Consider the following 24860-nt stretch of genomic DNA (forward strand, 5'->3'; position numbering starts at 1 on the left):
TGGTCAGGAAAGTCTCGAAATTGGACAATGATCAATGAAGTAAATTTGAATCCAGAGAAAAAAGAAGAAGTGCGGGCGGCATAAAATTTAACTTGATGCGACAACTAACTTGAAAAACTCCGGTTTGGGGTAAAGCTAAAAAACAGAGATTAATTGATAGTATTCTTAGAGGTTGGCACATTCCTCCTATTCATGTCATTCAAGTCCCTAATAGTGATAAACAAGAAGTTCTTGACGGCCAACAGCGCTTAGCGGCTATTCGTGATTTTTTGGAAGGTGAATACACTATTAACGGGAACTTAGATCCCGTTGAAAAGCATATAATGGAGCTAGATGGGCTTTCGTGGGATGAACTTCCTGACGAAGTTGCCGGTAAAATAGAAGACTTCACCATTCGTTTGCTAACCATTTCCGACTACAAACCTGGCGAACCAGGTGAGCTTTTCTATCGTTTAAACCAACCGACAAACCTAACATCAGCAGAACAGAGAAATGCTTACTTCGGGGAAGCTCGTCAGCAGGTCAAAGATTTATCTGAAAGGATGGTTGAGCTCGGCTATAATCGAGAGATTCTGGGTTTCTCCAACTCAAGAATGGCCTATGACGATGTAATATCAAAATTTTTACTAACACTAGAACTTGGTACGTTAAAGAAAAAAATAACGGCAAATAGCGTTACAGCTCGCTATCGGGATAGTGACGGTTTTGATAGGAAGTTAATTCTCGCTACAGAAGAATGTCTAATCAAGCTTTTTACTTGCTTAACGCAATTCGACACCGCTGCAAAATTAAATAAAGCTTCAGCACTTAGCTGGTTAGTATTTATATATAAATTTAGTAACTCGTTTAGTTCTGACGAGGATCTTAAAGAGTTTTTCATAAGATTTGAAAGTATTAAAAGAGAAATTTCAGAACCTAGTGACCTAACTTTATTGCCCAAAGGTATTAATAGAGGTGTCGTAAAGAAAATACTGGATGTGTATCTTGACAGAGTTGGCTCACGGGTTGCTGACACCTCATCCGTGGTTTTAAGAGATATAAGTTTATGGTCGATCTTTGCTGCTTATTTCCCTAGTGTCATAGAGCAAAATTCAGAATATTCAGCCTTACTTGACTCCATCCACCACCTAGCAACACTTTCACCAACAACCATTTCAGAGAAAAACCTTGAAGAAATTGCGGGTAACCTTGCCTGGGGGCAAACGCTATGACAAATTTACGTCAAGCCCGAATAGATGATCATTGGAGGACAGCCTTTAAAAGGAATTATCCTCTATTTTTACAAAATATGGAGTTTACCGAAGGTGAAGTATTTGGTGATACCAAGTTAACACTTAAACCTGGCATGAATGCAATTGTCGGAAAAAACGGGATAGGTAAAAGCAACTTTATTAGGGCAATTTATAACTCACTAAAAAGCGACTCCAGCAATAGACAGAAGTTTTCAAAACTATTAGATAAAAGCAAGATCAAGTTTGATTTGATTATATCTGGCGAAGATTTCTCATTTGAGCTAAGCCCTTTCGAAAAAAATGAAATTGAACAGGATGTATTATGTTTGCTGTTCGATCCCTGCACATTAATCCCTGAAATACAGAAACTATTTGTCCAGCAAGAAAATTTAGATGAATTGTTAGAAAGCTTTAGCCCTAATAAGTTGTCAGCTGATGAGTTGAAATTGGCAAACTTCATAACCAATACCGAATATTCATCTATAGAGATAATTAATATTGAAGATGAATATGAATCATTCCCAATGCTACCGTTTTTTTCAGTCGCGAGAGGTGGCGTTAAATATGATAGCCGAGATATGGGGCTAGGTGAGTTGTCACTTTTGTACTATTTTTGGATCATCGACTACATTGGAAAATCTAAAAGCAATAGTTTGCTAATCATTGAAGAACCTGAAAGCTTCCTTCCTCCCTTAATTCAAAATAGGCTATGTGATGTCCTAGCAATGACCTTAGCAACTAAGGGGATCGCGTGTTTAATTTCAACACATTCAGAGCATATATTAAGAAAAATACCTAGGTCTCATGTGCACATCATGAGCCGAGTATTGAATAGAATACGGTTTTTCAGTGCAGCCTCAGATATTGAGCAGATGGATGTGCTTGGGCTCACTGCACCCAAGAAAGGCCTTTTGTTTTATGAAGATAAGGCCGCATTCCTTTTAGCACGCTCACTAATCAAAGCTTCGCCATTATTTGTGTCGGATAGCTTCCTCTATCATTGCTCTGGTTCAGAAGGAGATGTTTTGCAAGATTTAAAGCGTTTCCCTGTTGTCCTAGATGATTTTTCGTTTATTGCAGTGTTTGACGGTGATTGTAGAGGCAAGATGGATGATCAGCTCATGGACTTCGAAAATTATATATTCTTACCATCAGCTTTATCTCCTGAAGAACACCTTATTTCTTATTTAGGGAGTATAGATATAGTTGATGTGGCTAACCATATAGGAAAGCCAGTTGAGCTTATGAGCGCAGCAATTGATGTGGCTGCTGGTTCTGACCACCACGATTACTTTGTCGAGATAGCAAGGGTCCTTTCAATATCATATGAAGAGCTATTCTCAAAACTATGTGATTTATGGGTTGGTGATGAGAATAATAATGAAAGTGTTCAGGAATTCATCGGTAAACTTGAAACTCTTGCCGCGTAAGCTGCTAACAAGTCAAAGCACTCGGACGCAGCAACGCTGCGCCGGTGTTTGCGGCGTTACCGAATAAATACTCTAGCGCGTTTTTGTCCAAAAACGAGTTTTTCTGGCCGTCTGCTTCTCGCTCCAAACAGAACTTCGTGAGTGTGCCATAAGCCGATATTGACTCTACTAGGATATAAAAATTCACTTTAGTTTGTTGTATCTGTTCGGAGTTATTCCTAAAATTTCTTTAAAATCTCGAATAAGGTGAGATTGATCAACATATTCCAATTGGGTAACAATATCTAAGATGCTAACGGAATTGGTTTCAAGTTCATCTAAAACCCTACTAAGTCTGTACTTACGTATAAGCCATTTAGGACTAAGACCTACATATTCTGAGAAGTATCGCTGAACAGATCGTGAAGAGATGTTAGCATAGCTTGCTACTTGCTTAACTGTACAAATATTTTCATTATTTTTGATCAATGAGACCAAACTTTGAGTGATAGCTTTTGACTTAGTGATCGGTTGAACAAAAGAAGCAAGATTATCATGAATATAGCTAATAACCTCTAAATCGTTTTCATGTTCATATAAAGATATTAAATTATTTACGAAATCTAAGCCAAATATCTTTTTGGCTAGTACCTCTTTATTAACATAATCTTCAATCGGCAGAGGTAAAAGTTCCTTTAAGGCTCCAGTTTCAAATTTCACACCTATTATTCGTCCTACCCCTTCCATTTTATAAGAGTATTTTTTGCTCACAGGCCCCAATAACTTAACCCCTTCTTTACTGATAATTAAGTGAAAATTTGGATCTGGTAAGTTTTGTTGAGTATGAGTTTTTTGCTCTTCTAAGTTCCAATTCACAAACCAAAATTGTTCAATAAACCCATTAAAAAGGTCACTTGGAAAATATCTACGTAAGTGATAGTTCTCTTCACTCACCTGACGGTGTAATACCCCTTTTATTTCTTCATTATTTATTTTCAAATCTGATCAGTCTTTTGTTTATTGTCGCGTTTTTACTATATCAAGCAACTAATAACGTAGTAACATTTTTTTGTTAGGTTGATTAAAAGGAAAAAACTATGGAGTTAAAAGGTACATTTCAAATTACCGACTGGCAAGAAACCGTTGAACAAGAATTTGAAAAGGGTAAGAAATTGAGTGCCGCATTGGTACAACAAGCTTACTCAGGTGATATTAATGGTAATAGCGAAGTAAGGTATCAGCTTTACTACAGCGAAAGTGGTGATGCTCTGTTCAACGGATTTGAAACCATTACATATGATAAAAACAATGAACAAGTTTTACTCACAATAAAACATGATGGAAGATTTGAGAGTGGAATTGCATCAAGCGAATTTACTATAGTTGATAGTAGCCATGAAAATAACCTAGTAGGTAAAAGTGGCACCTTCAGCTCCATAGAAGGAGGGAAAGCCACCTACCAAATTTCATAAATTCTTTACAAAGCGGACAATAGTATTACGTCCGCTTATCCCTCATAGCAGCCTGCCAGCCAACTCTAATTATTAGTTAAAAGTGTTAGAACAGATATTTGTTACTTCAGCTTATGCAACTTAACCGGTTTAAACCAAGCTAGCTTGGTTGATTTTTTGTGCCTTAGTTTTTAAACTTTTACCTAGCACCTAAATCAACCCCTTATTTAACTTCATTACTTAGTGGTTGGTTATTGGCGAACTCAAATGCATTATTTACGGTGATTTGCGCAATTTCACTCAATGCTTCTTTGGTAAAAAAGCCTTGGTGGCCGGTGACCAGTACGTTTGGAAAACTTACCAAACGTGAAAACACATCGTCTTGCATAATTTCATCACTGCGGTCTTTAAAGAATAGTTCTGACTCTTGTTCGTACACATCTAGCCCTAAATAACCCAATTTTTTAGTTTTAAGTGCGCCAATACAGGCTTTGCTATCAACTAATGCGCCGCGGGAAGTGTTTATAAGCATCACCCCTTGCTTCATTTTGGCAAAAGCGTGTTCGTTGATCATATGATGAGTTTGCTCGGTTAACGGGCAGTGCAAAGAGATCACATCGCTTTGACTTAATAAAGTGTCTAGATCACAAATTGTATAATTGCCTGGTACTGCATAAGGGTCGCAAACCAATACATTTGCACCAAAGCCATTGAGTATATTTACTAAAGCCAAGCCAATTTTTCCACAGCCAATGATACCAATGGTTTTCTTGAATAAGTTAAAGCCAAGCAAGCCATTTAAATCAAAATTATCTTCACGGATACGGTTATAGGCTTTGTGAGTTTTGCGATTGAGGGTAAGCATTAATGCTACACAGTGCTCTGCAACTGCCTCAGGACTGTAAGCGGGTACTCGGCATACTTTTATGTTATGGGCATGTGCCGCAGCTAGGTCAACGTTATTAAAGCCAGCACAGCGTAATAAAATACATTTCACGCCGAATTGAGCAAGCTGATCAATAACCGTTTTATCAACGATATCGTTTACAAATACGCATACAGCATCAAAGCCTTGGCTAAGTATGGCACTTTTCGCATCAAGAGATTGTTCAAAACGGGTTAATTTGATGCGTGTTTGATTGTTTAAACAGGCATCAAAAGATGCATGTTCATATTTTTGCGAACTGAAAAGCGCTACCGTTAGTTGCATCATTAATATTACTCTCTATGACCTGTTTTAAGGTGTCGGGTTTAGTGCGCGGTGCATAACGTACCGCCAATTGTCCCTCAGAGTTTATTAGAAACTTGGTGAAATTCCATTTTATAGCACGATTTTGTGCAATTCCTCGGGTATGTGCTTTTAAATAGTTAAATAACGGATGAGCATCAGGGCCGTTGACCATTACTTTACTAAACACAGGAAAACTAACATTAAACTGTTGTTGATAAAAGTCTTTAATATCAATGTTGTCTATTGGCTCATTGTAGTCAAATTGATTACACGGAAATGCTAATACAATAAACCCTTGTGCTTTATATTGCTGATACAGCTTTTCAAGTGCGCTTAACTGCACCGAAAAGTTACACTTACTGGCGGTATTGACGATTAAAATCGTTTTGCCTTTTAACTGACTTAAGGAAAAATTTTCGCCGTTATAAAGCGGGGCACTGAATTGATATATGCTATCCATAGGTTACCTATTTTGTCTCGTCCATGAAGAAATTTAATGAAGACTTTTTCATTCGCTTTTTTACTGTTCGGTTGAGATAATCAAATTATCTTTTTAAGTTACCACTGAAATAGGTCAATTTTATGTCAATGAAAGTCGCATTTATCGGTTTAGGTGTAATGGGTTATCCAATGGCGGGTCATTTAGCAACTGCCGGTCATCAAGTAACCGTGTATAACCGTACCACAGCAAAAGCACAGCAATGGGCAGAAAAATACGCAGGTCAGGTGGCATTAACGCCAGCAAAAGCCGCAGAACATGCAGATATCGTATTTATGTGTGTAGGTAACGATGATGATTTACGCTCAGTCGTTTATGGTGCTGACGGGGTGATTAAAGGTATGCAAGCAGGCACTATTTTAGTCGATCACACCACGACTTCAGCCGAAGTTGCGCGCGAAGTATCCGCTAATGCGGCACTAAAAGATATTGCGTTTATTGATGCGCCAGTATCGGGTGGTCAAGCTGGTGCTGAAAATGGTGTATTAACAGTCATGGCTGGTGGCGACGCAGCAGTGTTTGCAAAAGTACAACCCGTTATGGCGGCATTTAGCCGTTTTAGCCAGTTACTTGGCGAAGTTGGCTCTGGACAGTTGTGTAAGATGGTTAATCAAATTTGTATCGCGGGCGTTGTGCAAGGCTTGGCCGAGGGCTTACATTTTGCAAAACAAGCAGGCCTTGATGGCGAAAAAGTCATTGAGACGATTGCAAAAGGTGCGGCTGGTTCATGGCAAATGGAAAACCGTTACAAAACCATGTGGGCAGGTGAGTACGAATTTGGTTTTGCTGTTGATTGGATGCGTAAAGATTTAGGTATTGCGTTAGATGAAGCAAAAAATAATGGTGCCACTTTACCAATGACCGCGACGGTCGATCAGTACTACGCTGACGTACAAGCACTTGGTGGTGGGCGTTTTGACACATCAAGCTTATTGGCGCGCATCGAAGCGTTACATAAAAAATAGATAATCAGAGCGTCGGATAATAAGTCTATCTCCAGCAAGTAAATTAAACGCTAACTGTCTTAAATTTACTTGCATAAGCCCGCAATTAGCGGGTAGATGTGGCTTATTATTCCTGAAATCTCCAGTTACGTAATCACTGACCCAAACATTGTTTTGGTTTTTTTATAAAAATTAATTTTTCTTAAGGTTTATTTAAGTTTTGCTCGTTAGATTTTACCCATAGTCTAAAAAGAGCGAACACTATGCAATCACTTCAAGTTACTAACTTGCCTGTTACCAACACACATGATTATGTGTGTGCAAATGCAAACATGCCATTTCGTGTGCAATTAGAGCAAGTCGTTAAAGCGAGTTTTGCCAGAGCTTACGGCGCCAATATTAAGCAGTTTATGCCGGTGTTATGCCAATTAAGTATTGCCGCTGATTCTTGCACGCTGGGACTTAGAGCTGCTACTCAATCACTTTTTATCGAGCAATACTTACCAGAGCCGATTGAATACTTTGTTGATGTACCGAGGGAAGATATTTACGAGCTTGGTAATTTATGCTCAACAAATCGCAAAGCGACTCTCGCTCATTTTGTACTAATGAATGAAGCACTTTATCAAATTGGCGCAAAACGTTTGGTATTTTGTGCCACTGCAAAGGTTAGAGCATTATTAAAAATGCTCGGAGTTAATTGCACTGAAATAGCATTAGCCAATAGTCAGGCACTTGATAACCCAGCAGATTGGGGGACTTATTATGAAAATAAACCAACACTGTGTGTGGTTGATTTAGCGGCTGCTCATGATTGCGTAATAAACACACCTCATTTGTTTAATATTAAACAGCACTATCATCAAGCGAGTTGCCAATTAGCATCGCAATTGGAGGCATAATGGGGTTTTTATCGAAATTACCACACGCAGCGCTTGATACTGTGATTGTTGATCATCATGACCAACAAATGCAGCCGATCAGTAAACAGACGCTGATGCAAGAAGTGGCCGAGTTAATTATCGACTTTAAAGCGCTTGATATGTCAGCCGTGGCGTTTGTAATGGACAATACGCCTGCTTGGTTAATTGTTGACTTTGCATTGATTGAGTTACAACAAGTAAGCATTCCGCTGCCGACCTTTTTTAGTCCACAACAGCTAACTAATAGCGTGAATAAAAGCGGCGTTTCGCATTTTATCAGCGACACTCCCTGTGAACTTGACGGGTTAGAATGTATTGCGACCTTGAGCGTGTTAACCCGCTACCCGCTTTATATCTATAAAGTAAGCGCTTCGAGCCCTACAACATTTTTTACAGATACCCAAAAAGTGACGTTTACTTCAGGCTCTACCGGTGAGCCAAAGGGAGTGTGCTTATCTTTACAAAGTCAATTACAAGTGGCGACCTCATTGCATAAAAAAATAGCGATAAAACAGCCAAAACATCTGTGTTTATTACCTTTGCCAGTATTACTTGAAAACATTGCAGGGGTTTTTGCACCGTTATTAGCCGCAGGTGAAGTGCATGTTATGACACTGGCAGAATTAGGCTTCTCTGGGGCAAAATTAAATGATACAGGTCAACTGATCAATGCCATTGATCGTGTGCAACCGAATACGCTTATTTTGGTGCCGGAATTATTGACCTGTTTAGTCTGGTTTGCCAAGCAGGGATGGACAGTACCAAAGAGCCTGAAATTTATTGCCGTTGGTGGCGCTGTACTCAGCAGTGAATTGATCACTGTGGCGCGTAGTTTAGGGTTACCAGTTTATCAAGGTTATGGCTTATCTGAAGCTTCATCAGTGGTGAGCTTAAACACGCCAAATGATGATGACATAGAGTGTGCAGGGCGGGTGTTAAATCACTTGCAAAGCAAACTGGTAGACGGGCAGCTATTTATTAAAGGACCCTTATTTTTAGGCTATTTAGGTCAACAACCCCATGATCAAACGAGTTGGTATGCAACCGGTGATTTGGTTGATCAACAACAAGGTCGGTTAACTATTAAGGGGCGTTTAAAAAACCAAATTATTACTAGTTTTGGGCGCAACATCAGCGCTGAGTGGCCTGAATCTTTGCTACTCAGTAACAGTGAAGTACAACAAGCTGTTGTCTTTGGTGAAGGTAAAGCGCATTTAGTAGCACTTATTTATGCATCAGTAAATATGACTGATGAGGTATTAGCGGAGCATTGTAGAGGTATTAACGCACAATTACCTGAATATGCCCAAATTAAAACATTTCATCGCTTAGCTGAACCACTTGCTGCAGAGCGGGGATTATTAACCAGTAATAACCGCCCTAAACGCCAAGCAATAGCAAACTATTATCATGCACAACTAACAGCACTGTACAGTGAGGCAATATTATGAGCAATTTTTTCGAGACATTAAAATCACAAACCCAAGCAGAACGCGAGTATTTACTGGCTGCACCGATCATTGCTCGAGTATTCAAGGGGCAAGTAAGCACAACTGAGTATGCTTCATTTTTAGCTCAAGCCTATCATCACGTTAAACATACGGTGCCATTAATGATGGCCGTGGGCGCGAAATTATCGACTGAACAAGAGTGGATCCGCGAGGCTGTTGCACAATATATAGAAGAAGAAATAGGTCATCAAGAGTGGGTGCTCAATGATATTGCAGCCTGTGGTTTTGATAAACAACAAGTACGTCAAAGTGCTCCCAAATTTGCCACCGAGTTAATGGTTGCTTATGCCTACGATACAATTAATCGTGGTAATCCATTGGCATTTTTTGGCATGGTGCATGTACTCGAAGGTACTTCAATTGCGTTAGCCGATAATGCGGCAAGTAATATAGCCAATATGACCGGATTACCTAAAAAGGCATTTAGCTATTTAACATCTCATGGAGCTTTGGATATTGAGCATGTGAAGTTTTTTGAAGATCTGATGAATAAAATAGAGTCTCCTGCAGATCAACAAGCGATTGTGCATGCCGCTAAATGTTTTTATAAGTTATATGGCAATATTTTTCGTGAATTAGATACAGATCCACAGTTTGCAAGTAGCGACTTGGAGCAAACTGCATGAACCGTCCACTTTGCGTGTTAACAGGTGCAACAGGCGGAATTGGTCAAGCCGTGGCATTAAAGTTGATTCAGCATGGCTGGCGTTTACTGTTAGTTGGTCGTCAACAAGCACAACTAGAGGCATTACAGGTTAAGTGTGGCCAAGACTGTGAGATATTTATTGGTGATTTAACATCAGCACAGACTCGCCAAAAATTACTTGAACATGCTAAATCACTTGGTGGTGCAACAATGCTTATCAATAACGCTGGCATTAATGTGATGCAAGGTTTTAGTGAAATGACGGAGCAGCAAATAGATGACTTACTGATCGTTAATCTGTCGGTGCCAATTAAGTTATGCCAACTATTTTTACCACAAATTTTAGCTAAAAAAGGCTCAATTGTTAATGTGGGATCATCGTTTGGTAGTATTGGTTACCCTTATCAAACCTTATATTGCGCAAGTAAATTTGGTTTACGAGGAATGACCGAAGCGCTGGCCCGCGAACTCAGTCACTGTGATGTAAAAATATTATATTTAGCACCTAGAGCAACTGATACAAATATCAATTCAGTGCAAGTACGCGCGATGAATAAAGCTTTAGGCAATACAATGGATCCACCTGATAAAGTGGCAGATGCGCTTATTTCATTATTGAAATCTGGAAATTCACGCAGTTACATTGGTTTTCCAGAACGCTTATTTGTCAAACTAAATGGTGCTTTTCCATCCTTAGTAGATAACGCAATTGCAAAACAACTTCCTAAAATTAAAAGTTTTTTTGCAGATAAAATTGATAAAGGTGAATGACTATGACTAAACTACTTTATACTAGCTGCTTGTTAACTGGGATATTTTTAACCAGCGCAGCGCATGCCGATCTTGCTAGCGAATTAACTCAGGTGCAAACAAGTTGGGCAACTGTGAATTATGAATTAGTAGATAAAGCGCAGCTCAATGCATTTGAAAAGTTATCAGAGCAGGCCGCTGAGTTTGCAAAGACCTATGATGATCAGGCACAAAGCCATATTTGGTATGGTATTGTGCTATCAAGTTATGCTGGGGCAAAAGGCGGCTTAGGTGCATTAGGATTAGCAAAAGATGCTAAAGCACAGTTAGAGCAAGCCATAGAAATTGATGCCAATGCGTTATCAGGCTCTGCTTACACCAGTTTAGCGACCCTTTATAGTAAAGTACCGGGTTGGCCAATTGGATTTGGTGATGATGACAAAGCGAATAAATTATTTAACCAAGCGCTTGCTATTAATCCAAACGGTATCGATAGTAATTACTTATACGCGGCATTTTTGTACGACGAAAGGGAATACAAAAAGGCAAAAACACATTTACTTGCCGCTCAACAGGCTCCTGCACGTCCTGATAGGCCAAAAGCGGATTTATACCGCCAGCAAGAGATCACCCAATTGTTGGCAAAAGTAGATAAAAAACTTAAGAGATAATATGCATTTACTACTGGTTGAAGATGATAAGTTAGTGGCTGAAGGATTATGTCGTTCACTTCGCCAACAAGGTTACAGTGTCGAGCACTGTGCTAGTATAAAATCAGCCATGCAATGGCTCGAAAATGATGAAATAGAATTACTCGTGCTTGATTTAGGACTACCTGATGGCGATGGCATTGATGTATTAAAACACGTCAAAAAGCATCGCCCTAACTTACCTGTAGTGATCTTAACGGCACGCGGTAGTATTGACGACAAAGTACAAGGGCTAGATTTAGGTGCTGATGATTATTTAGCTAAGCCATTCGATCCTGCTGAATTATTTGCCCGTTTAAGAGTCGCTAGTCGGCGCGTAACTCATGCGCAATCAAGTACTATTAATGTAGCAAATGTAGAAATGGATACCTCCGCTTTTACAGTCACACTTGATCAGGAACCGGTAAACCTGCCGCGTAAAGAGTTTATGTTACTAAAAGCACTTTTTGAAAATCAAGGGCGCGTATTGTCCAAACAACAATTAGAAAGCAAACTATATGAGTGGGGCGAAGAAGTAGGTTCAAATACTATTGAGGTGCATATTCATCATCTACGTAAAAAGCTCCCTAAAGATCTAATTAAAACCTTACGTGGCATAGGTTATGTGGTAGGTAAACGTTAGTGTCAATTAAACGCAGATTAACGCTGATTATTTTATCAACGGTGATCCTGACTTGCTTTTTGGCATTCAGCAAAGGCTACCGCGAAAGTATGAGCCAGGCCGAGCTGCTACTTGATAACGAATTGCAAACCATTGCTCATGTACTGATCGAGCAACCTATACACAGCGACAAGCCAGTGTTAAGAAGTGATCTAACTCGATTACTGTTTCAAATTTGGCAAGATAACAATTTGCTTAGCGCGTCTAAATCATTAGCTGAACTGGCGCAAAAACCAAGCCTGAATGGATTTAGTGTTGAAAACTTAGCCGGACAGCGGATGCGAGTATTCAGATTAACCATGCAGACAAAACAAGTGCTGGTGGCAGAGCCGCTGAGTAAACGTTATGAACTTAGCGAGACCATGATTTTGTCAGCAATGACACCTTTGCTTTGGAGTGTGCCACTGCTTGCGGTGTTGATCAGTCTATTTGTCAAACAAGGATTGAGGCCATTAACACGCCTTTCAACATTATTAAAAACGCGACAAGCCAATGACTTTACTGCAATTAATTGGCAAGTGAGCGAATACGAAATTAAACCGGTGATCTCACGTTTAAATGATCTGTTTAAACGTGTAGAAAGTGCCTACTTAAGAGAGCGCTTTTTTGCCTCAGATGCTGCCCACGAATTACGCACCCCGCTAAGTAGTTTAAAAATAAATGTTCATAATCTACGCGCACAAGGTGATGGTTGCTTGGAACTTGATGCAATGGCGCAAGGTATCGATAAACTTAGTAATATTGTTGAGCAAATGTTGATTTTGGGACGCACCTATCCAGAGCAATGGCTGGCACAATTTAGCCCAATTTCAGTGCTAGAGGTCAGTCAACAAGTGGTTGCACAGCTATACGAACGACTTGATGCAAAACAACATATGATCAGTATTGAAGGCGATGATTATGTTATTAATGGTGACCAATTTACCTTGGCAACCTTATTTAGTAATTTATTAAGTAACGCCATAAAATATACGCCCAGTGGTGGCAATATAGTGATCCGCTTAAGCAATCAGCAAGGTGCGTATGGTTGGCAGATTGATGACTCAGGTCCTGGCATTGATGATGCCCATAAAGCACGAATTTTTAACCGTTTTTACCGTGTTGGAGGTGATAAACACCCCTCTGGAGAGCAAGGTGCCGGATTAGGTATGGCGATAGTTGAACATATAGTAACAATTTATGATGCAAGTATTTCTTTAGCCGACAGTGAATTAGGCGGCTTACAAGTACGAGTAGAATTTATGCAAGGAGCAGAGAGTGAATAACTGGTTAGGGTTTATCAGCCTGCTGCTATTTAGCGTATTACCATTTTCGTGTTTTGCTAAAGAATATAAATTAATTTTAAAAGATCACCTTTTTTATCCCGCGGAGATCATTGTTCCGGCCAATACTAAACTAAAACTTTTAATTGAAAATCAAGATAGTACGCCAGAAGAGTTTGACAGTTTTGATTTAAATCGAGAAAAAGTGCTGTATCCTAATCGTAGTAGTGTGATTTATATCGGGCCACTGAGCCCTGGGCGTTATGAGTTTTTTGGCGAGTTTTCACCTAACACAGCCCGTGGGGCAGTATTAGTAGAAGGAAAGACTGATGCTGATAACTAGTTTATTGATGAGTATAAATCAGCTGTTACCAGTCGTAATTTTACTCGTGCTGTTACAGTCATTGCAAAAGCTAAACCAGCGCGTGCTGATAGTGACCGCTTTTGTTGGGCTGCTTTGTAGTATTATTTATGTACAAAGTGCCGCTTGGTTGAGCCAGTTATTTGATCATCGCGGCCTTGAGTTTAGTCAAATGCTATTGTGTGTCATCGTGTATGTTGCATCACTAATAAGTTGTAAACAGCAGCGTTTATTCGCATTGCTTGCAATAGTTGCGGTTATGGCGCTGTATTTGAGTCACTATTTTATTTATTTGGTTGGTTTTTGGCATAACACCGATACAGCAAAACCTTTGCTTATAGGGACATCTTTGGGAATAGGGATCTGTGGTAGTTTTGGTGTGTTGCTATTATTTTTACTGCATAGTGTTAGAGCACGATTTGGTGTGTATCCACTGATGTTGTTTTTGGCTTTTAATGCCTCGGCAAAATTACTGATAGTATTAGATCTGGCCAGCCAAATTGACTTGATCAATATTACGTCCAACTACTTTGATTGGCGTGCAGTGCTAGTCGAAAACTCAGAGTTAGGCCGTGTACTCAAAGCCTTAGTCGGCTATGAGGCAACGCCAAGCAAAACTGCATTATGGCTTTATCTAGTGGCGGTTTTAGCCTTTATTGGCACCAGTATAGTATTTACTCGGCAATTTTCTCAAAAGGAGCCATCATGAGATTTATTCTCGCGTGGTGCTTAACTTCGCTTTTGTTCATGGCATCGTTTAATGTGCGAGCCGATGGAATAGTCGTAGATAAAGTTTACCACCCTTACGTATTACCATTTGAGCGCGAATTTGAATGGCGTTTGATCTCTCATCAAACAGATAAGGGCAATATTTTAGCCCAACGAATTGGCTTAGGTGGCTCGTTTAACGATACCATGAGTTTGGAAGGTTATGCGGTTGGAGAGCGTGATGACGACGGTAACTTTGGCTTCTCAGCCTACGAACTAGAACTGCGTTGGCAGTTGGTGGAGCAAGGGCGGCTGTGGGCTGATTGGGGCGCCTTATTTGAACTTGAAATGCAAGAAGGCAAAGATAGTTATGAAGCCACAACTGGCTTTTTATGGGAAAAAGAATTTGGTCGGACTAGCCTCACCATGAATGCATTTTTAGTCTACGAGTGGGGCGGTGATATTAAAAACGAATGGGAAACTGAGTTTCGCGCGCAGTATCGCTATCGTTTTCGCTCTGAGTTTCAGCCTGCATTAGAGCTATACGCCGGAGAAGACTTCTTTGGTATTGGCCCTGGTTTTATTGGGCTGCATCGATTTTCAGCGAAGCGACAACTAAAGTGGGAAGCAGGATTTGTGACCGAGCTGAGCCAACAAGGTAAAGATCACAGTTTTCGCCTTGCCCTAGAGTTTGAATTTTAAAGCAAAAAGCCGCGAAAACTCTGCTCGCGGCTTTAAATCTCTGCAAACTACATACTTTGCGCGTAGTTATAAAGCGCTTTTAGAATAGTTAGATTTTTTTCATTATCGTCATGTTCATGGGCAAGATTTTCTAGCGTAACCATAAAATCTTGTGCGCTGATCGATGGTTGATCTTCACCATGCATTAATTTGTTTTGGCAATATTGACGCCACTGATCAAGTTCATCTTGATTAAGTGATTGCGGCCAGTTACGGGCACGGTATTTAAACAATAAGTTATCAAACTTTTTATCTTCAAAATCCAACTTCATACCCGCTAATTGCTCAGGGCTGGCATCACGGATAATGGCAAATTTAGCTTTATCAGCATGACTGGTGAAGCCGTCGTATAACATGTAATCAGTATTGGTGGTTTTACCGTAATCGGGCTTATCGTTAAATACTTCAGTGACTTTATCGCGAAGACTTGGGTTGGCTTTTAAAATCGCAAGATTTTTTAAACACTGCTCGCGGTCAATGCCTAAGCGGGCGGCGTTTTCAGGTAATAAGGTTTTAGCAGGCGCTAAAATAGGGCATTTATTTAAATGTACCAGTTTTAAACCAACAGGTAGTTCATCATCGGCAAGCTCACTGCGCTTGGTATAAAGGCGGGTGCGCAACTCTTCAATTGATAAATCGAGTAATACCTGTGGATCTTCGGTTAAGTTAAAACACACTACTGCATTTTTATTAGTCGGATGAAAGCTCATCGGGGCAATCCAACTGGTACAGCCTTGGGTAGCAGGAATACGTGATGAAGTATGCACCAGCGGCGTCATATTAAATACATCAACTAACTCAGCTAAGGCTTTTTTACCGCGTAAACTAAAAAAGAAGTTATACAGTTTTGGCTGTTTTTCTTTTATTAGTTTAGCCAAAGCAATCGTCGCGGTTACATCAGATAACGCATCATGTGCCGCAGCGTGTTCAATGCCATTGGCAACCGTTAAATGTTCCAACTTAAAGCTTGGGCTGCCATCTTCTTTTAACGGCCATTCAATACCTTCAGGGCGCAGTGCATAACAAGCACGCACTAAATCTATAATATCCCAGCGGCTGTTATTGTTTTTGTATTCGCGCTCGTAAGGGTCGTAAAAGTTACGATAAAAGCTATAACGGCTTACTTCATCATCAAAACGAATGCTGTTATAACCGGCCACGCAGGTATTCGGCACACTAAATTCAGCATGAATTTTGGCAATAAAGTCAGCCTCAACTAAACCTTTTTGCATCGCCACTTGCGGAGTAATACCGGTGATCAAACATGCCTCAGGATGCGGTAAATAATCAGCCACAGGTTTGCAATATTCAATCAGCGGCTCACCAATAATGTTTAAATCAAGATCAGTACGAACACCCGCAAACTGGCTCGGCTTATCCTTTTGCGGACTCGCCCCCCAGGTCTCATAATCGTGCCAATAAATAGTTGCTTGATTTTGCTCTTGATAAGCCATTTAAAAACCCTTTAAGTTAGCTTGAAGCGGTTGCAATACCGCCAAGTTACTAAATTTATGAATTATTTAGATTATGGCATATGGGCGGGGCAGTTTGTAGGTTAATTATAGCTACTCTCAAACTGATTAAGTTTTACCAGTGGCAATAATGTTTTTCTAGATGAATAGGCAGTGTAATAATTATTTTGCTGAGCTGTAGCCTTGCTTTAATCGATGAGCAGTTAGCGAAATTAGGGTGGTTGCAGTGGTTAAGCAATATTAAAGTTACCTTTGATTATCATTTGATAGTTATAAGCAATTACTCGGTATTAGACTTAAGTCTATAGGTTAATTTTCTTCATCTATTGGGTTTGTTTTTATCGTTTGTTGAAATTGTTAGAAGCGCTTAAAGTTCAGTTGTCGGCAACAAAGACGACGTAACTTAATAGGAATATAATCATGAAACTTACACTAATCAAAACCATCGCACTTGGCTCATTATTAACTTGCTCAGCAGCGGCTATGGCTGGCGGCAGTGACTATAAGTTAATGGTTATTGAGCAGGCAACAGCGCCGCAGCAACTAGAAGAGTCGTTCAATGGTTGTGCATTAAATGTTAAGTCAAAAAACTATGCAGAAGCTGAAGCCATTTGCACAAAAGCAATTGAGTTATTAAAAGTGACAAAAGGGCGTAAACTCAAAGTACGCGAGCTGACATCATTCGCTTTAAGCAACCGTGGTATATCACGTATCAAGGCAAAAAATGATACAGCGGGTTTGGCAGATTTATATGAAGCAACACAGATTTCAAATAACACGTTAGTGTCTCATAACCTAACGCTTGCTAAAGAAGACTTATCTTTATAAGTATTTATTGATTAATACAATCTAAAGCATTTTTAAAAACCACGTTAGTTACTACGACGTGGTTTTTTGCTTTTTCAACAAAAATCCTATCGGTTTTATCCACTTATTGAATGAAGCGCTCGCTTTGCTCAAATATTAATGTTCTGTATTTATTGATAAAAGTGCAACATAAAGTAAATAACATTATTTTATGTTCTGACATCATGAGCTGTGTAAGAACTCCTTTTATGACGACTGCCTAACCAAATTAATGACTATCAAAAGTGTAAATTATTTATAAATAAATATACTGTATACAATTTACATTATGCAAACAAATGTGCTACAAATACTTTGTTGAACTTGGTATCAGTGTTTATTGGGTTTTAGTGTAAGCGCGAAACTCAACAATTGGGTATTAAGAACGGCACAAATATTTATGGTGAACAACAACTTATGTATAGCTGATTTAAGGGGGAATACATGCATTATTTAGTTAACTAACTGAAGTATATATAAATATGCTTAAACTAGTTAATTAAAGTTGTTGCTTTACCCATGAAATATTATCGCCATCAGCAGTTAAATTGAATATTAAATAAAATAATAAAAGGAAACCCAAATGTTTTTTAAAAAATTGACTTTGACCAGTGCGATATTGTGTGCACTTTCTGGCTGTGGTGGCAGTGATGATTCTACAAACTCCTTACCTGAGACAACCCCACCAGTTACTACAACGCCAGCTGAACCTGAGGTTGATTACACCAGTGCGCTAGAGCCAGCTTTAGCACTTGATGTGGTTAAAACCAATATTAATACTGTAGGCGGTGAGGGGCAGTCATTTTATGTTGACTTAACACAAGAGTCAGAAACTTTGGTTGTCAGCTTATTTGCAGGGGTAGAAAACAAAGAGCTTGGTGATCCAGACTTGTATGTTAAATACGAGAGTGAAGCAAGTGCAGGAGCTGAGGGCGTTTTTGATTGCGTATCATATAAAGGCAGCAACAATAACGAAACATGCATTATTGATAAACCTAAGGCAGGTAGATACCATATTTATATGGATGCTTATGAAGGCGGTGATGCAGTTAATGCGTCTATGTTCGCCACTACGGGTTTATTTAGCGCGAATATGATGTGTGAAGAGCCTGTAAGGATCCGTGCGCAATCAATGTCAAATGCTGAGCTTGAAGAAGCATGTACAGTGATCACCCAGACAAAAAGATTATTCGATGAAACGCTGCACTCAGGGCTTACGCCAGAGTTTCAACAAGCAGTGCCAGATGATTTAAATGAGATCACGAATATTCATATTTTCTCTAGCCTTTCTAATCATGCAGCTTGGGCAGAGCATCTTGTTAATACCAATAACACCAGCGGCATTTACTTTGAGACTTCACCTACTCAGTGGTGGCATAGCTCTGATATTTGGACCTTTGATGCTCTTGAATGGACTGAAGGACGTTCAGTGATTCGTTCTCTAGCTCATGAATATGTGCATGCATTAGATGGGCGTTATAATAAAGAAGGTGCTTATAAAAGTAGTGTAAATTGGTGGACGGAAGGACTTGCTGAATACCTTGGTACATTTAACGAGTTATATTACACCCGCGTATCGACTGCTCATGATGGTGAAGCTGCTTCATTGGCTGATATTTTTGCTGGTAACGCGGATGCATATTCATGGGGACAGTTAGCTGTTGCGTTTCTAATAGAAAATCACCCTGAATTGGTTTATCAAATGCTTGTTCATATGCGTGCCGGTGAATGGGAAGACTTTGAACTGTTATTGGACAATATAGCAACAGACAATCAAGCTGAGTTTACAACGTGGTTATCAACAACCTTAGTTGATCAATATAAAGAAAGTGTTGAGGTTCTTACTCTTGGTGACTACAAGCAAATCAATGGCCGAGGAGGGTGGTTGTTTTCTGTCGATGTACCTGCAGGGTTACCTTCAATTACTTTTGCAACTCAGGGAGGGTCTGCTAGCGTAGACTTGTGGGTGAAAAAAGGGGCTGCTCTTCATCCTGCACTTGATACTGAGTTCACTTGTACTTCAATAACAGAAGGTACCAATACAGAAAACTGCACAATAAGCATGCCTGAGTCTGGTAAATATTATATTGCAGTGGCTTCTGACTTTGTTGGCGCAGATGTTGTAGATCTTTACTTTAGTGCCTGCGCTGGAGATGACTGTACAGTCGCTACACCAGAACAGCAAGCATTGGTGACGGTGACAGAACCTTATCTACCTCATTGGCCTGAAAAAGGGACGCTTGGTACATGTAGCTTGGGTGAAACATACTATAATTCAAGTAAACCTGCGCTTGATTTGAGTATTACAAACCCAACAGAGAAACTTGTTAAAGTTTATTGGCTTAACAGAAATACGGGCGACAAAGGCGGTAATCCTTATGTAACGTTAGGCCAAGATGAGAGTTATGTCTCGGATGATTGGAATATTGGTCACCGTATCATGTTAACCGATGGTGCTGATAACTGTTTAGGTGTTGCGTTATTGAATGATGAAAATAACACGTTTAACGTCACTGAAGAAATGGTTGTTGATGCATTGGATGAAGCCCCACCGGCTGAAATTCCAGAAGCAACAGCAGTGATGCAAAGTTGTGATCTCGCAGTGCCCTATGAGAGAACATCGAATAACGCACCAAATCTTCAAGTTGTAAATACCATGAGTGGTTCTGTAAAACTGTACTGGATTAATAATACTACAGGTGAGCCTGCACTTAGTAATGCCTATGCAACCTTAGCTGAGGGTGAAGTTTATACTGAGACTTTTTGGTCCGCGGGTGATCGAATGATGGTAACTGATGAAAATAATAGCTGTATCGGTGTACTTGATTTGAATGATACTGACAACGTATTCGTTTTAGGTAACTAAACAATCGGTATGTAGGGTTATTTCATCGGTTAACCGATAGGTAATTAAATAAAGGCGCTCGTTATAATGAGCGCCTTTTTTATTTCACTTCTTTAAATATGGCCTAATGTTGCCAGCATATCTTTTAACTGCTCTTGTTCTAGCATTGCTAAAGGTAGTAATGGTTTTCTAGGAGGGCCCACTTTATTGCCTTGTAAGTCGAAGCCAGATTTAATTGCAGCTGCTAAACCTGCTTTAACTATAAATTCTAAAAAATTATATTGCTGATAAAACAGCTCGCGAGCTTTATTTTGATCACCCTTTTGAACAGCATCAAAAAGTTGCTTTGGCTTATCTGCAATTAAGCATGGCGCAGCAGTACACCAACCACTTGCACCTGCATTTAGTGCTTCTAGTGCCATATGATTACAGCCATTGAAAAATGGCACCATTGCCCCTGAAAGTTTATAAATTTTATGCATACGTTGAATATCACCCGTACTTTCTTTGATCATGCTGGCATTTTTTATATTAGCAATCATCTTGAGCATAAATTGGGGCGACATATCAATACCACATGTTGCAGGATTATTGTAGACCATGATAGGTAGAGGGGTTGCATCTGATACGCTTTGATAATGTGAATAAATTTCTGCTTCAACCAATTTATAATATGAAAAAGGCGAGAGCATAATTACATCAGCCCCAATTTGGTGTGCATACTTAGCACGTTTAACGGCTTGCTCTGTCGTTAACTCAGCAATACCAATCACGACAGGCACTCTACCTTGCACATGCTTTACAGTATGACTTGCAACGTCTTGCCATTCTTTTTCACTTAAATAGGCGGCTTCCCCTGCGCTTCCCAGTGCTGCAATCGCATTTACCTCTGATGCTATTAATGTATCAATGACCATTTCTAGCTTTGGTAAATCAACGCCTTCACCATTAGCGTTAAATGGTGTGATTGGGTAACCTATAATGCCTGCTAATTTCATTTTAATACTCCTAAATACAGTCTTTGTGGTTTTTTAATGCCTGTCTTGCATAGTAGGCAAAGTTAATTTTGTTTCGTTTATCGGTTGATACCCAGTCATGTGCTTCTTGTGCTAAGTCATGAGGGAGCGGTTTTATTTCGCCTGCAGCCATTGCTAATAATTGCAGCTTTGCTGCTCGTTCAATTAAAATTGCCAGGTTGCATGCTTCTTCAATCGTTTTGCCTATAACAAGCTGCCCATGGTGAGCCAGAAATACAGCTCTGTTATCTCCCAGAGCTTGAGAAATAAGCATGCCTTCTTCATTTCCTACCGGCACTCCTGGCCAATTGGCTACAAATGAGCAGTCATTGTATAAACCACAAGTATCCATTTGAGATATGATTAAAGGAACTTCCAGCATAGACAGTGCGGCAATGTGCGTCGGGTGTGTGTGAATAATACAATTTACTTGCGGGTGCTCGTTATAAATCCAGGTGTGAAAACGGTTTGCTGGATTAGCCATGCCTTCACCGTTTAACGGCTCTAAATCTTGATCGACTTCAATCAAATTATTAGCTGAAACTTCGTCAAACCCTAGTCCAAACTGCTGTGTTAAAAAAGTGTTTTTAGCATCAGTGCGGCTTGTTATTTGTCCTGCAAGCCCTGAATCATGCCCTTTATCGAATAAAATTCTGCAAGTTAGCGCCAGTTTTTCACGCTGAGATAACTGTTCTTGGTCAATAAGCCTTTGCATTTGATTTTGTGCATCTTGCATCAAGGTTTCTTTTGTTGTGTTTAGTGTCTTCATCTGAGTTCTCTCATTTATGTTTTGACAATGACAACAAGATAGCGATAGTCTGGATTGAAAATAAGAGCCAGAAATATAAAGTTAAGGGGTCCAGTTGTGGGGTGGTTATGTTAAGACCTTGGGATATTCAATTCTCGTTTGAAGATAGCCCCGCAAAGACACTGCATTCTAAGTTATTGAATTGCATAACAGCGGACATCAAAAACGGGAGGCTGGCAGCTGGCGTTATGTTGCCCGGAACTCGTTCCCTTGCGAAGCAGTTGGGGATAAATCGAAAAACTGTACAGCAAGTCTATGAAGAGCTTGAAGCTCAAGGTTGGTTGAAAAGCAAACTGCGAAGCGGTACGTTTGTATCTGAAATCATGCCGGAGCAAGGCTTATCTGCTTCAGATTCAAGTTTGATCAATAATACAATTAAAACTAAGCCCTCATCTGAGTTAGCTGAAAACCTGTACCTTGATGCCGTTGCATTAGCAGATTGTGTTTCGATAACAAATGATGGTACGCCGGATGCGCGTTTGATCCCCTATGAGTTACTCGCGCGAACTTATAGGCGTGTTTGTGTTAATTTGAGTCGGCAAGCCAGGCTTGGGTATGGCGATCCTCGCGGTGCTATTGAACTTCGTAACTCAATACAAAAAATGCTTTTTAGCGACCGTTTTATAAATTGCTCCAATCAAGATATATGCATCGTAAGAGGCAGCCAAATGGGGATTTATTTAGCATCACGAATATTAGATGCTAAAAAAGGCGCCATAATTATGGAAGAGTTGAGTTATTTACCTGCGCATGCTGCATTTGAGGCTAATGGTTTTAAAATTATAAAATGTCGGCTAGATGAGCAGGGCCTTGATATTGATCACTTACGTGAAATACTTAGCACTAATGAAGTATCAGGTATATATGTAACCCCTCATCATCAATACCCAACAACAGTCTGTTTGCCAATGCAGCGACGGCTAGCCTTACTGGAGTTATCCAAGAGATACCAATTCTCTGTGATTGAAGATGATTATGATCATGAGTTTCATTATGAAGCTAATCCTATCCCGCCACTTGCTAGTTTACCTAATTCTGAAAATGTAGTGCACATTGGCTCAATGTCAAAGGTGTTCGCACCAGGGTTACGGCTTGGTTATATTGTTGCTGATACTCGATTTATAGAAAGAGCCGCTCAGGAAATTGTTTTAATTGATAGGCAGGGGAACACTATTACCGAGCATGTTATTGCAGATTTAATGGATTCAGGTGAAGTCAAACGACACATCAGAAAGGTTAGGCGAGAGTACAAAGCACGAAGAGACCATACAGCAAAAGAGTTTACTAGGTTGTTTAAAGGTAAAGCGACATTTTTATTACCGACAGGTGGGCTGGCAATATGGGTTGATATATCCAAGTTAGTGACAGGTAAAAATATAGCTGATTTCAACAATAGTGATTCAACATTAAATACTTTTTTTGCTGCAGAGCAAAAAACACCTACCCATATCAGGTTTGGCTTTGGCGCGATTAGTATGGATGAAATCACAAGATCGATAGAAAAATTAGCTGATGAGTTAATTACCTAACAAATTATTGTTAGTCTGGTTTTACAATCGCCACAAATCCGAGGTTGTTTATACAGACTATATTTAAAAAATATCACTTTTACATTAAATACCTTAAAAAAATAAAGAATAATAAAACGGGTTTATGTGTATTTATTATCGGCTAAATGGGCTGTTTTACCGATTATTTAACAATAAAAGATCACCTATTTAGCAAGTCATATTAAGAACTCACCACTTGGTATTAGATTAAAGTCTATAGGTTAAATTTCTTCATGTATCGGGTTTGTTTTTATCGTTTGTTCCGTTTGAGCAAAAGCTCTAAAGTTCATCTGTCGGCAACAATGACGGCGTAACTTAATAGGAATATAATCATGAAACTTACACTAATCAAAACCATTGCACTTGGCTCATTATTTACTTGCTCAGCGGCTGTTATGGCTGATCAAAGTGATTACAAATTAATGATTATTGATAATGCGGCAGCGTCTCAGCCAGTAGAACAATCATTTAATAACTGCGCATTAAATGTGAAATCAAAAAATTATGCACAAGCAGATGAAATTTGTACCAAAGCAATTGCATTGCTAAAGCAAAGTAATGGTCCACGTATGAAAGTTCGCGAGCTAACATCATTTGCATTAAGCAACCGTGGTGTGTCACGTATGATGGCAAACAATGATACGGCTGGTCTTTCTGATTTATACGAAGCGGCACAAATCGCTGATAGCGAAATGGTTTCTCATAACCTGACGCGCGCTAAAGAGTACCTTTCTTTATAATTGTTTTTATAAACGATTAAAGACAAAACCACGTTAGGCTAAGCCAACGTGGTTTTTTGTTTTTTAAAGTGTTTCTCTTCTGAGCCAACCGTAAAACTCACTTATATGTTATTACTTATACAATTAGAGAAATTATATTTCTTTTTGGTATTTTAAAACCTGCATTTTGTTCCTGTTACCTTGTATAATACTCGGCTTAACAGGTGTAAACCATTTTTACACTTATTACCAACCCCCCAATATTAAAACAATATAAGTAGATTTTATGATTTTTTACCTTATTGGGATAACGATACTCATCATTATTTTGTGCGCTGCTTTGTATATAATTTACAGTAACATGCATAAAAATAGGATTAATAAATCTAAAGAATACAATGTGTTATTTGATAAAGACACGATTGTAGATGAGTTAATTACCCAGGGCAAGATCACGAACTTTACCTTGACTTAAAAGTATGATCTTATACTCCTTTTTAAGGAGCCCCCATGCCTGATATTCAACTATTTAAATATTTCGAATCAATTGACGACCCTCGCCAGC

The 24860-nt window shown here is 39.4% G+C and carries 23 protein-coding genes and 2 pseudogenes; 19 read left to right on the forward strand and 6 right to left on the reverse strand.

The genetic code is table 11. The features are described from left to right. Positions 1–134: 134 nt before the first annotated feature. Together H5203_RS20095 and H5203_RS20100 are read left to right on the forward strand one after the other, a co-directional pair. Positions 135–1211, forward strand: a pseudogene (locus tag H5203_RS20095) (DUF262 domain-containing protein); the annotation flags it as partial. Beyond that, positions 1208–2662 (forward strand): ATP-dependent endonuclease, encoded by a 1455-nt coding sequence (locus tag H5203_RS20100; protein WP_182820174.1) that lies wholly within the window; start codon positions 1208–1210, stop codon positions 2660–2662. The pseudogene H5203_RS20095 and the gene H5203_RS20100, both read left to right, overlap by 4 nt. A 183-nt stretch (positions 2663–2845) precedes the next feature. On the opposite strand, the gene H5203_RS20105 is transcribed toward H5203_RS20100, so the two are convergent. Continuing rightward, entirely contained in the window at positions 2846–3640 is a 795-nt protein-coding gene (locus H5203_RS20105; RefSeq protein ID WP_182762815.1) for a helix-turn-helix transcriptional regulator, read from the reverse strand. Positions 3641–3738: 98 nt separating this feature from the next. On the opposite strand from H5203_RS20105, the gene H5203_RS20110 reads away from it, so the two are divergent. Continuing rightward, the gene (locus H5203_RS20110; RefSeq protein ID WP_149980950.1) at positions 3739–4113 is read left to right on the forward strand and encodes a DUF3224 domain-containing protein; all 375 of its coding nucleotides are present in this window, start codon (positions 3739–3741) and stop codon (positions 4111–4113) included. A gap of 202 nt (positions 4114–4315) precedes the next feature. On the opposite strand, the gene H5203_RS20115 is transcribed toward H5203_RS20110, so the two are convergent. Continuing rightward, positions 4316–5302 carry a 2-hydroxyacid dehydrogenase gene (locus H5203_RS20115; protein ID WP_182820180.1) on the reverse strand — a complete coding sequence of 329 codons (987 nt, stop codon included), beginning with the start codon at positions 5300–5302 and terminating at the stop codon, positions 4316–4318. Further along, positions 5262–5783 (reverse strand): glutathione peroxidase, encoded by a 522-nt coding sequence (locus H5203_RS20120; protein ID WP_182719144.1) that lies wholly within the window; start codon positions 5781–5783, stop codon positions 5262–5264. The genes H5203_RS20115 and H5203_RS20120 overlap by 41 nt, the downstream gene beginning before the upstream one ends. 122 nt (positions 5784–5905) lie before the next feature. Between H5203_RS20120 and H5203_RS20125 the strand changes: the two genes are divergently transcribed. From H5203_RS20125 to H5203_RS20175, 11 genes are all read left to right on the forward strand, one after another. Then, positions 5906–6787: an NAD(P)-dependent oxidoreductase gene (locus tag H5203_RS20125; RefSeq protein ID WP_182731253.1), complete on the forward strand. Its 882-nt coding sequence runs from the start codon at positions 5906–5908 to the stop codon at positions 6785–6787. A gap of 242 nt (positions 6788–7029) precedes the next feature. Then, positions 7030–7668 carry a thermostable hemolysin gene (locus H5203_RS20130; protein ID WP_182731254.1) on the forward strand — a complete coding sequence of 213 codons (639 nt, stop codon included), beginning with the start codon at positions 7030–7032 and terminating at the stop codon, positions 7666–7668. After that, positions 7668–9140, forward strand: coding sequence for an AMP-binding protein (locus tag H5203_RS20135; RefSeq protein WP_182820175.1), 1473 nt, complete (start codon positions 7668–7670; stop codon positions 9138–9140). The genes H5203_RS20130 and H5203_RS20135 overlap by 1 nt, the downstream gene beginning before the upstream one ends. After that, positions 9137–9826: a TenA family transcriptional regulator gene (locus tag H5203_RS20140; protein WP_149980954.1), complete on the forward strand. Its 690-nt coding sequence runs from the start codon at positions 9137–9139 to the stop codon at positions 9824–9826. The genes H5203_RS20135 and H5203_RS20140 overlap by 4 nt, the downstream gene beginning before the upstream one ends. After that, positions 9823–10617, forward strand: a complete 795-nt coding sequence (locus H5203_RS20145) for an SDR family oxidoreductase (protein WP_149980955.1) — start codon at positions 9823–9825, stop codon at positions 10615–10617. Before H5203_RS20140 ends, H5203_RS20145 begins: the two co-directional genes overlap by 4 nt. A 2-nt stretch (positions 10618–10619) precedes the next feature. Then, entirely contained in the window at positions 10620–11267 is a 648-nt protein-coding gene (locus H5203_RS20150) for a hypothetical protein (protein WP_145233021.1), read from the forward strand. 1 nt (position 11268) lies between these two features. After that, positions 11269–11928: a response regulator transcription factor gene (locus H5203_RS20155; protein WP_149980957.1), complete on the forward strand. Its 660-nt coding sequence runs from the start codon at positions 11269–11271 to the stop codon at positions 11926–11928. Further along, positions 11928–13232, forward strand: a complete 1305-nt coding sequence (locus H5203_RS20160; protein ID WP_182820176.1) for an ATP-binding protein — start codon at positions 11928–11930, stop codon at positions 13230–13232. Before H5203_RS20155 ends, H5203_RS20160 begins: the two co-directional genes overlap by 1 nt. 13 nt (positions 13233–13245) lie before the next feature. Continuing rightward, positions 13246–13572, forward strand: coding sequence for a cupredoxin domain-containing protein (locus H5203_RS20165; protein ID WP_246175520.1), 327 nt, complete (start codon positions 13246–13248; stop codon positions 13570–13572). Then, complete coding sequence (locus H5203_RS20170; RefSeq protein ID WP_182820177.1) at positions 13559–14299, forward strand: iron transporter; 741 nt, start codon at positions 13559–13561, stop codon at positions 14297–14299. The genes H5203_RS20165 and H5203_RS20170 overlap by 14 nt, the downstream gene beginning before the upstream one ends. Positions 14300–14337: 38 nt before the next feature. Beyond that, positions 14338–15000 carry a hypothetical protein gene (locus tag H5203_RS20175; RefSeq protein WP_259401981.1) on the forward strand — a complete coding sequence of 221 codons (663 nt, stop codon included), beginning with the start codon at positions 14338–14340 and terminating at the stop codon, positions 14998–15000. A 47-nt stretch (positions 15001–15047) separates the two neighbouring features. On the opposite strand, the gene sbcB is transcribed toward H5203_RS20175, so the two are convergent. Further along, entirely contained in the window at positions 15048–16493 is a 1446-nt protein-coding gene (gene sbcB, locus H5203_RS20180) for an exodeoxyribonuclease I (protein WP_182731262.1), read from the reverse strand. A gap of 438 nt (positions 16494–16931) precedes the next feature. Here sbcB and H5203_RS20185 point away from each other — a divergent pair, with 438 nt between their 5' ends. Then, positions 16932–17339 (forward strand): hypothetical protein, encoded by a 408-nt coding sequence (locus H5203_RS20185; RefSeq protein WP_145233028.1) that lies wholly within the window; start codon positions 16932–16934, stop codon positions 17337–17339. A 601-nt stretch (positions 17340–17940) separates the two neighbouring features. Next, positions 17941–20223 (forward strand): collagenase, encoded by a 2283-nt coding sequence (locus tag H5203_RS20190; protein WP_182820179.1) that lies wholly within the window; start codon positions 17941–17943, stop codon positions 20221–20223. Positions 20224–20315: 92 nt separating this feature from the next. Here H5203_RS20190 and H5203_RS20195 read toward each other — a convergent pair whose 3' ends face one another. Both H5203_RS20195 and H5203_RS20200 read right to left on the reverse strand, forming a co-directional pair. Continuing rightward, positions 20316–21200 (reverse strand): dihydrodipicolinate synthase family protein, encoded by an 885-nt coding sequence (locus tag H5203_RS20195; protein ID WP_145233030.1) that lies wholly within the window; start codon positions 21198–21200, stop codon positions 20316–20318. Positions 21201–21210: 10 nt separating this feature from the next. After that, positions 21211–21987 (reverse strand): aldolase, encoded by a 777-nt coding sequence (locus H5203_RS20200; RefSeq protein WP_145233031.1) that lies wholly within the window; start codon positions 21985–21987, stop codon positions 21211–21213. 107 nt (positions 21988–22094) lie between these two features. On the opposite strand from H5203_RS20200, the gene H5203_RS20205 reads away from it, so the two are divergent. The 3 genes and pseudogenes from H5203_RS20205 to H5203_RS23010 all read left to right on the forward strand — a co-directional run. Next, entirely contained in the window at positions 22095–23555 is a 1461-nt protein-coding gene (locus H5203_RS20205) for a PLP-dependent aminotransferase family protein (protein WP_145233032.1), read from the forward strand. Positions 23556–23908: 353 nt separating this feature from the next. Then, positions 23909–24316 carry a hypothetical protein gene (locus H5203_RS20210; RefSeq protein ID WP_145233033.1) on the forward strand — a complete coding sequence of 136 codons (408 nt, stop codon included), beginning with the start codon at positions 23909–23911 and terminating at the stop codon, positions 24314–24316. 265 nt (positions 24317–24581) lie between these two features. Beyond that, positions 24582–24740, forward strand: a pseudogene (locus H5203_RS23010) (methanolan biosynthesis protein EpsI); the annotation flags it as partial. Positions 24741–24860 lie beyond the last annotated feature (120 nt).

The sequence above is a fragment of the Pseudoalteromonas sp. SG41-1 genome (genome assembly GCF_014164575.1).
GTDB classification, from domain to species: Bacteria; Pseudomonadota; Gammaproteobacteria; order Enterobacterales; family Alteromonadaceae; genus Pseudoalteromonas; species Pseudoalteromonas rhizosphaerae.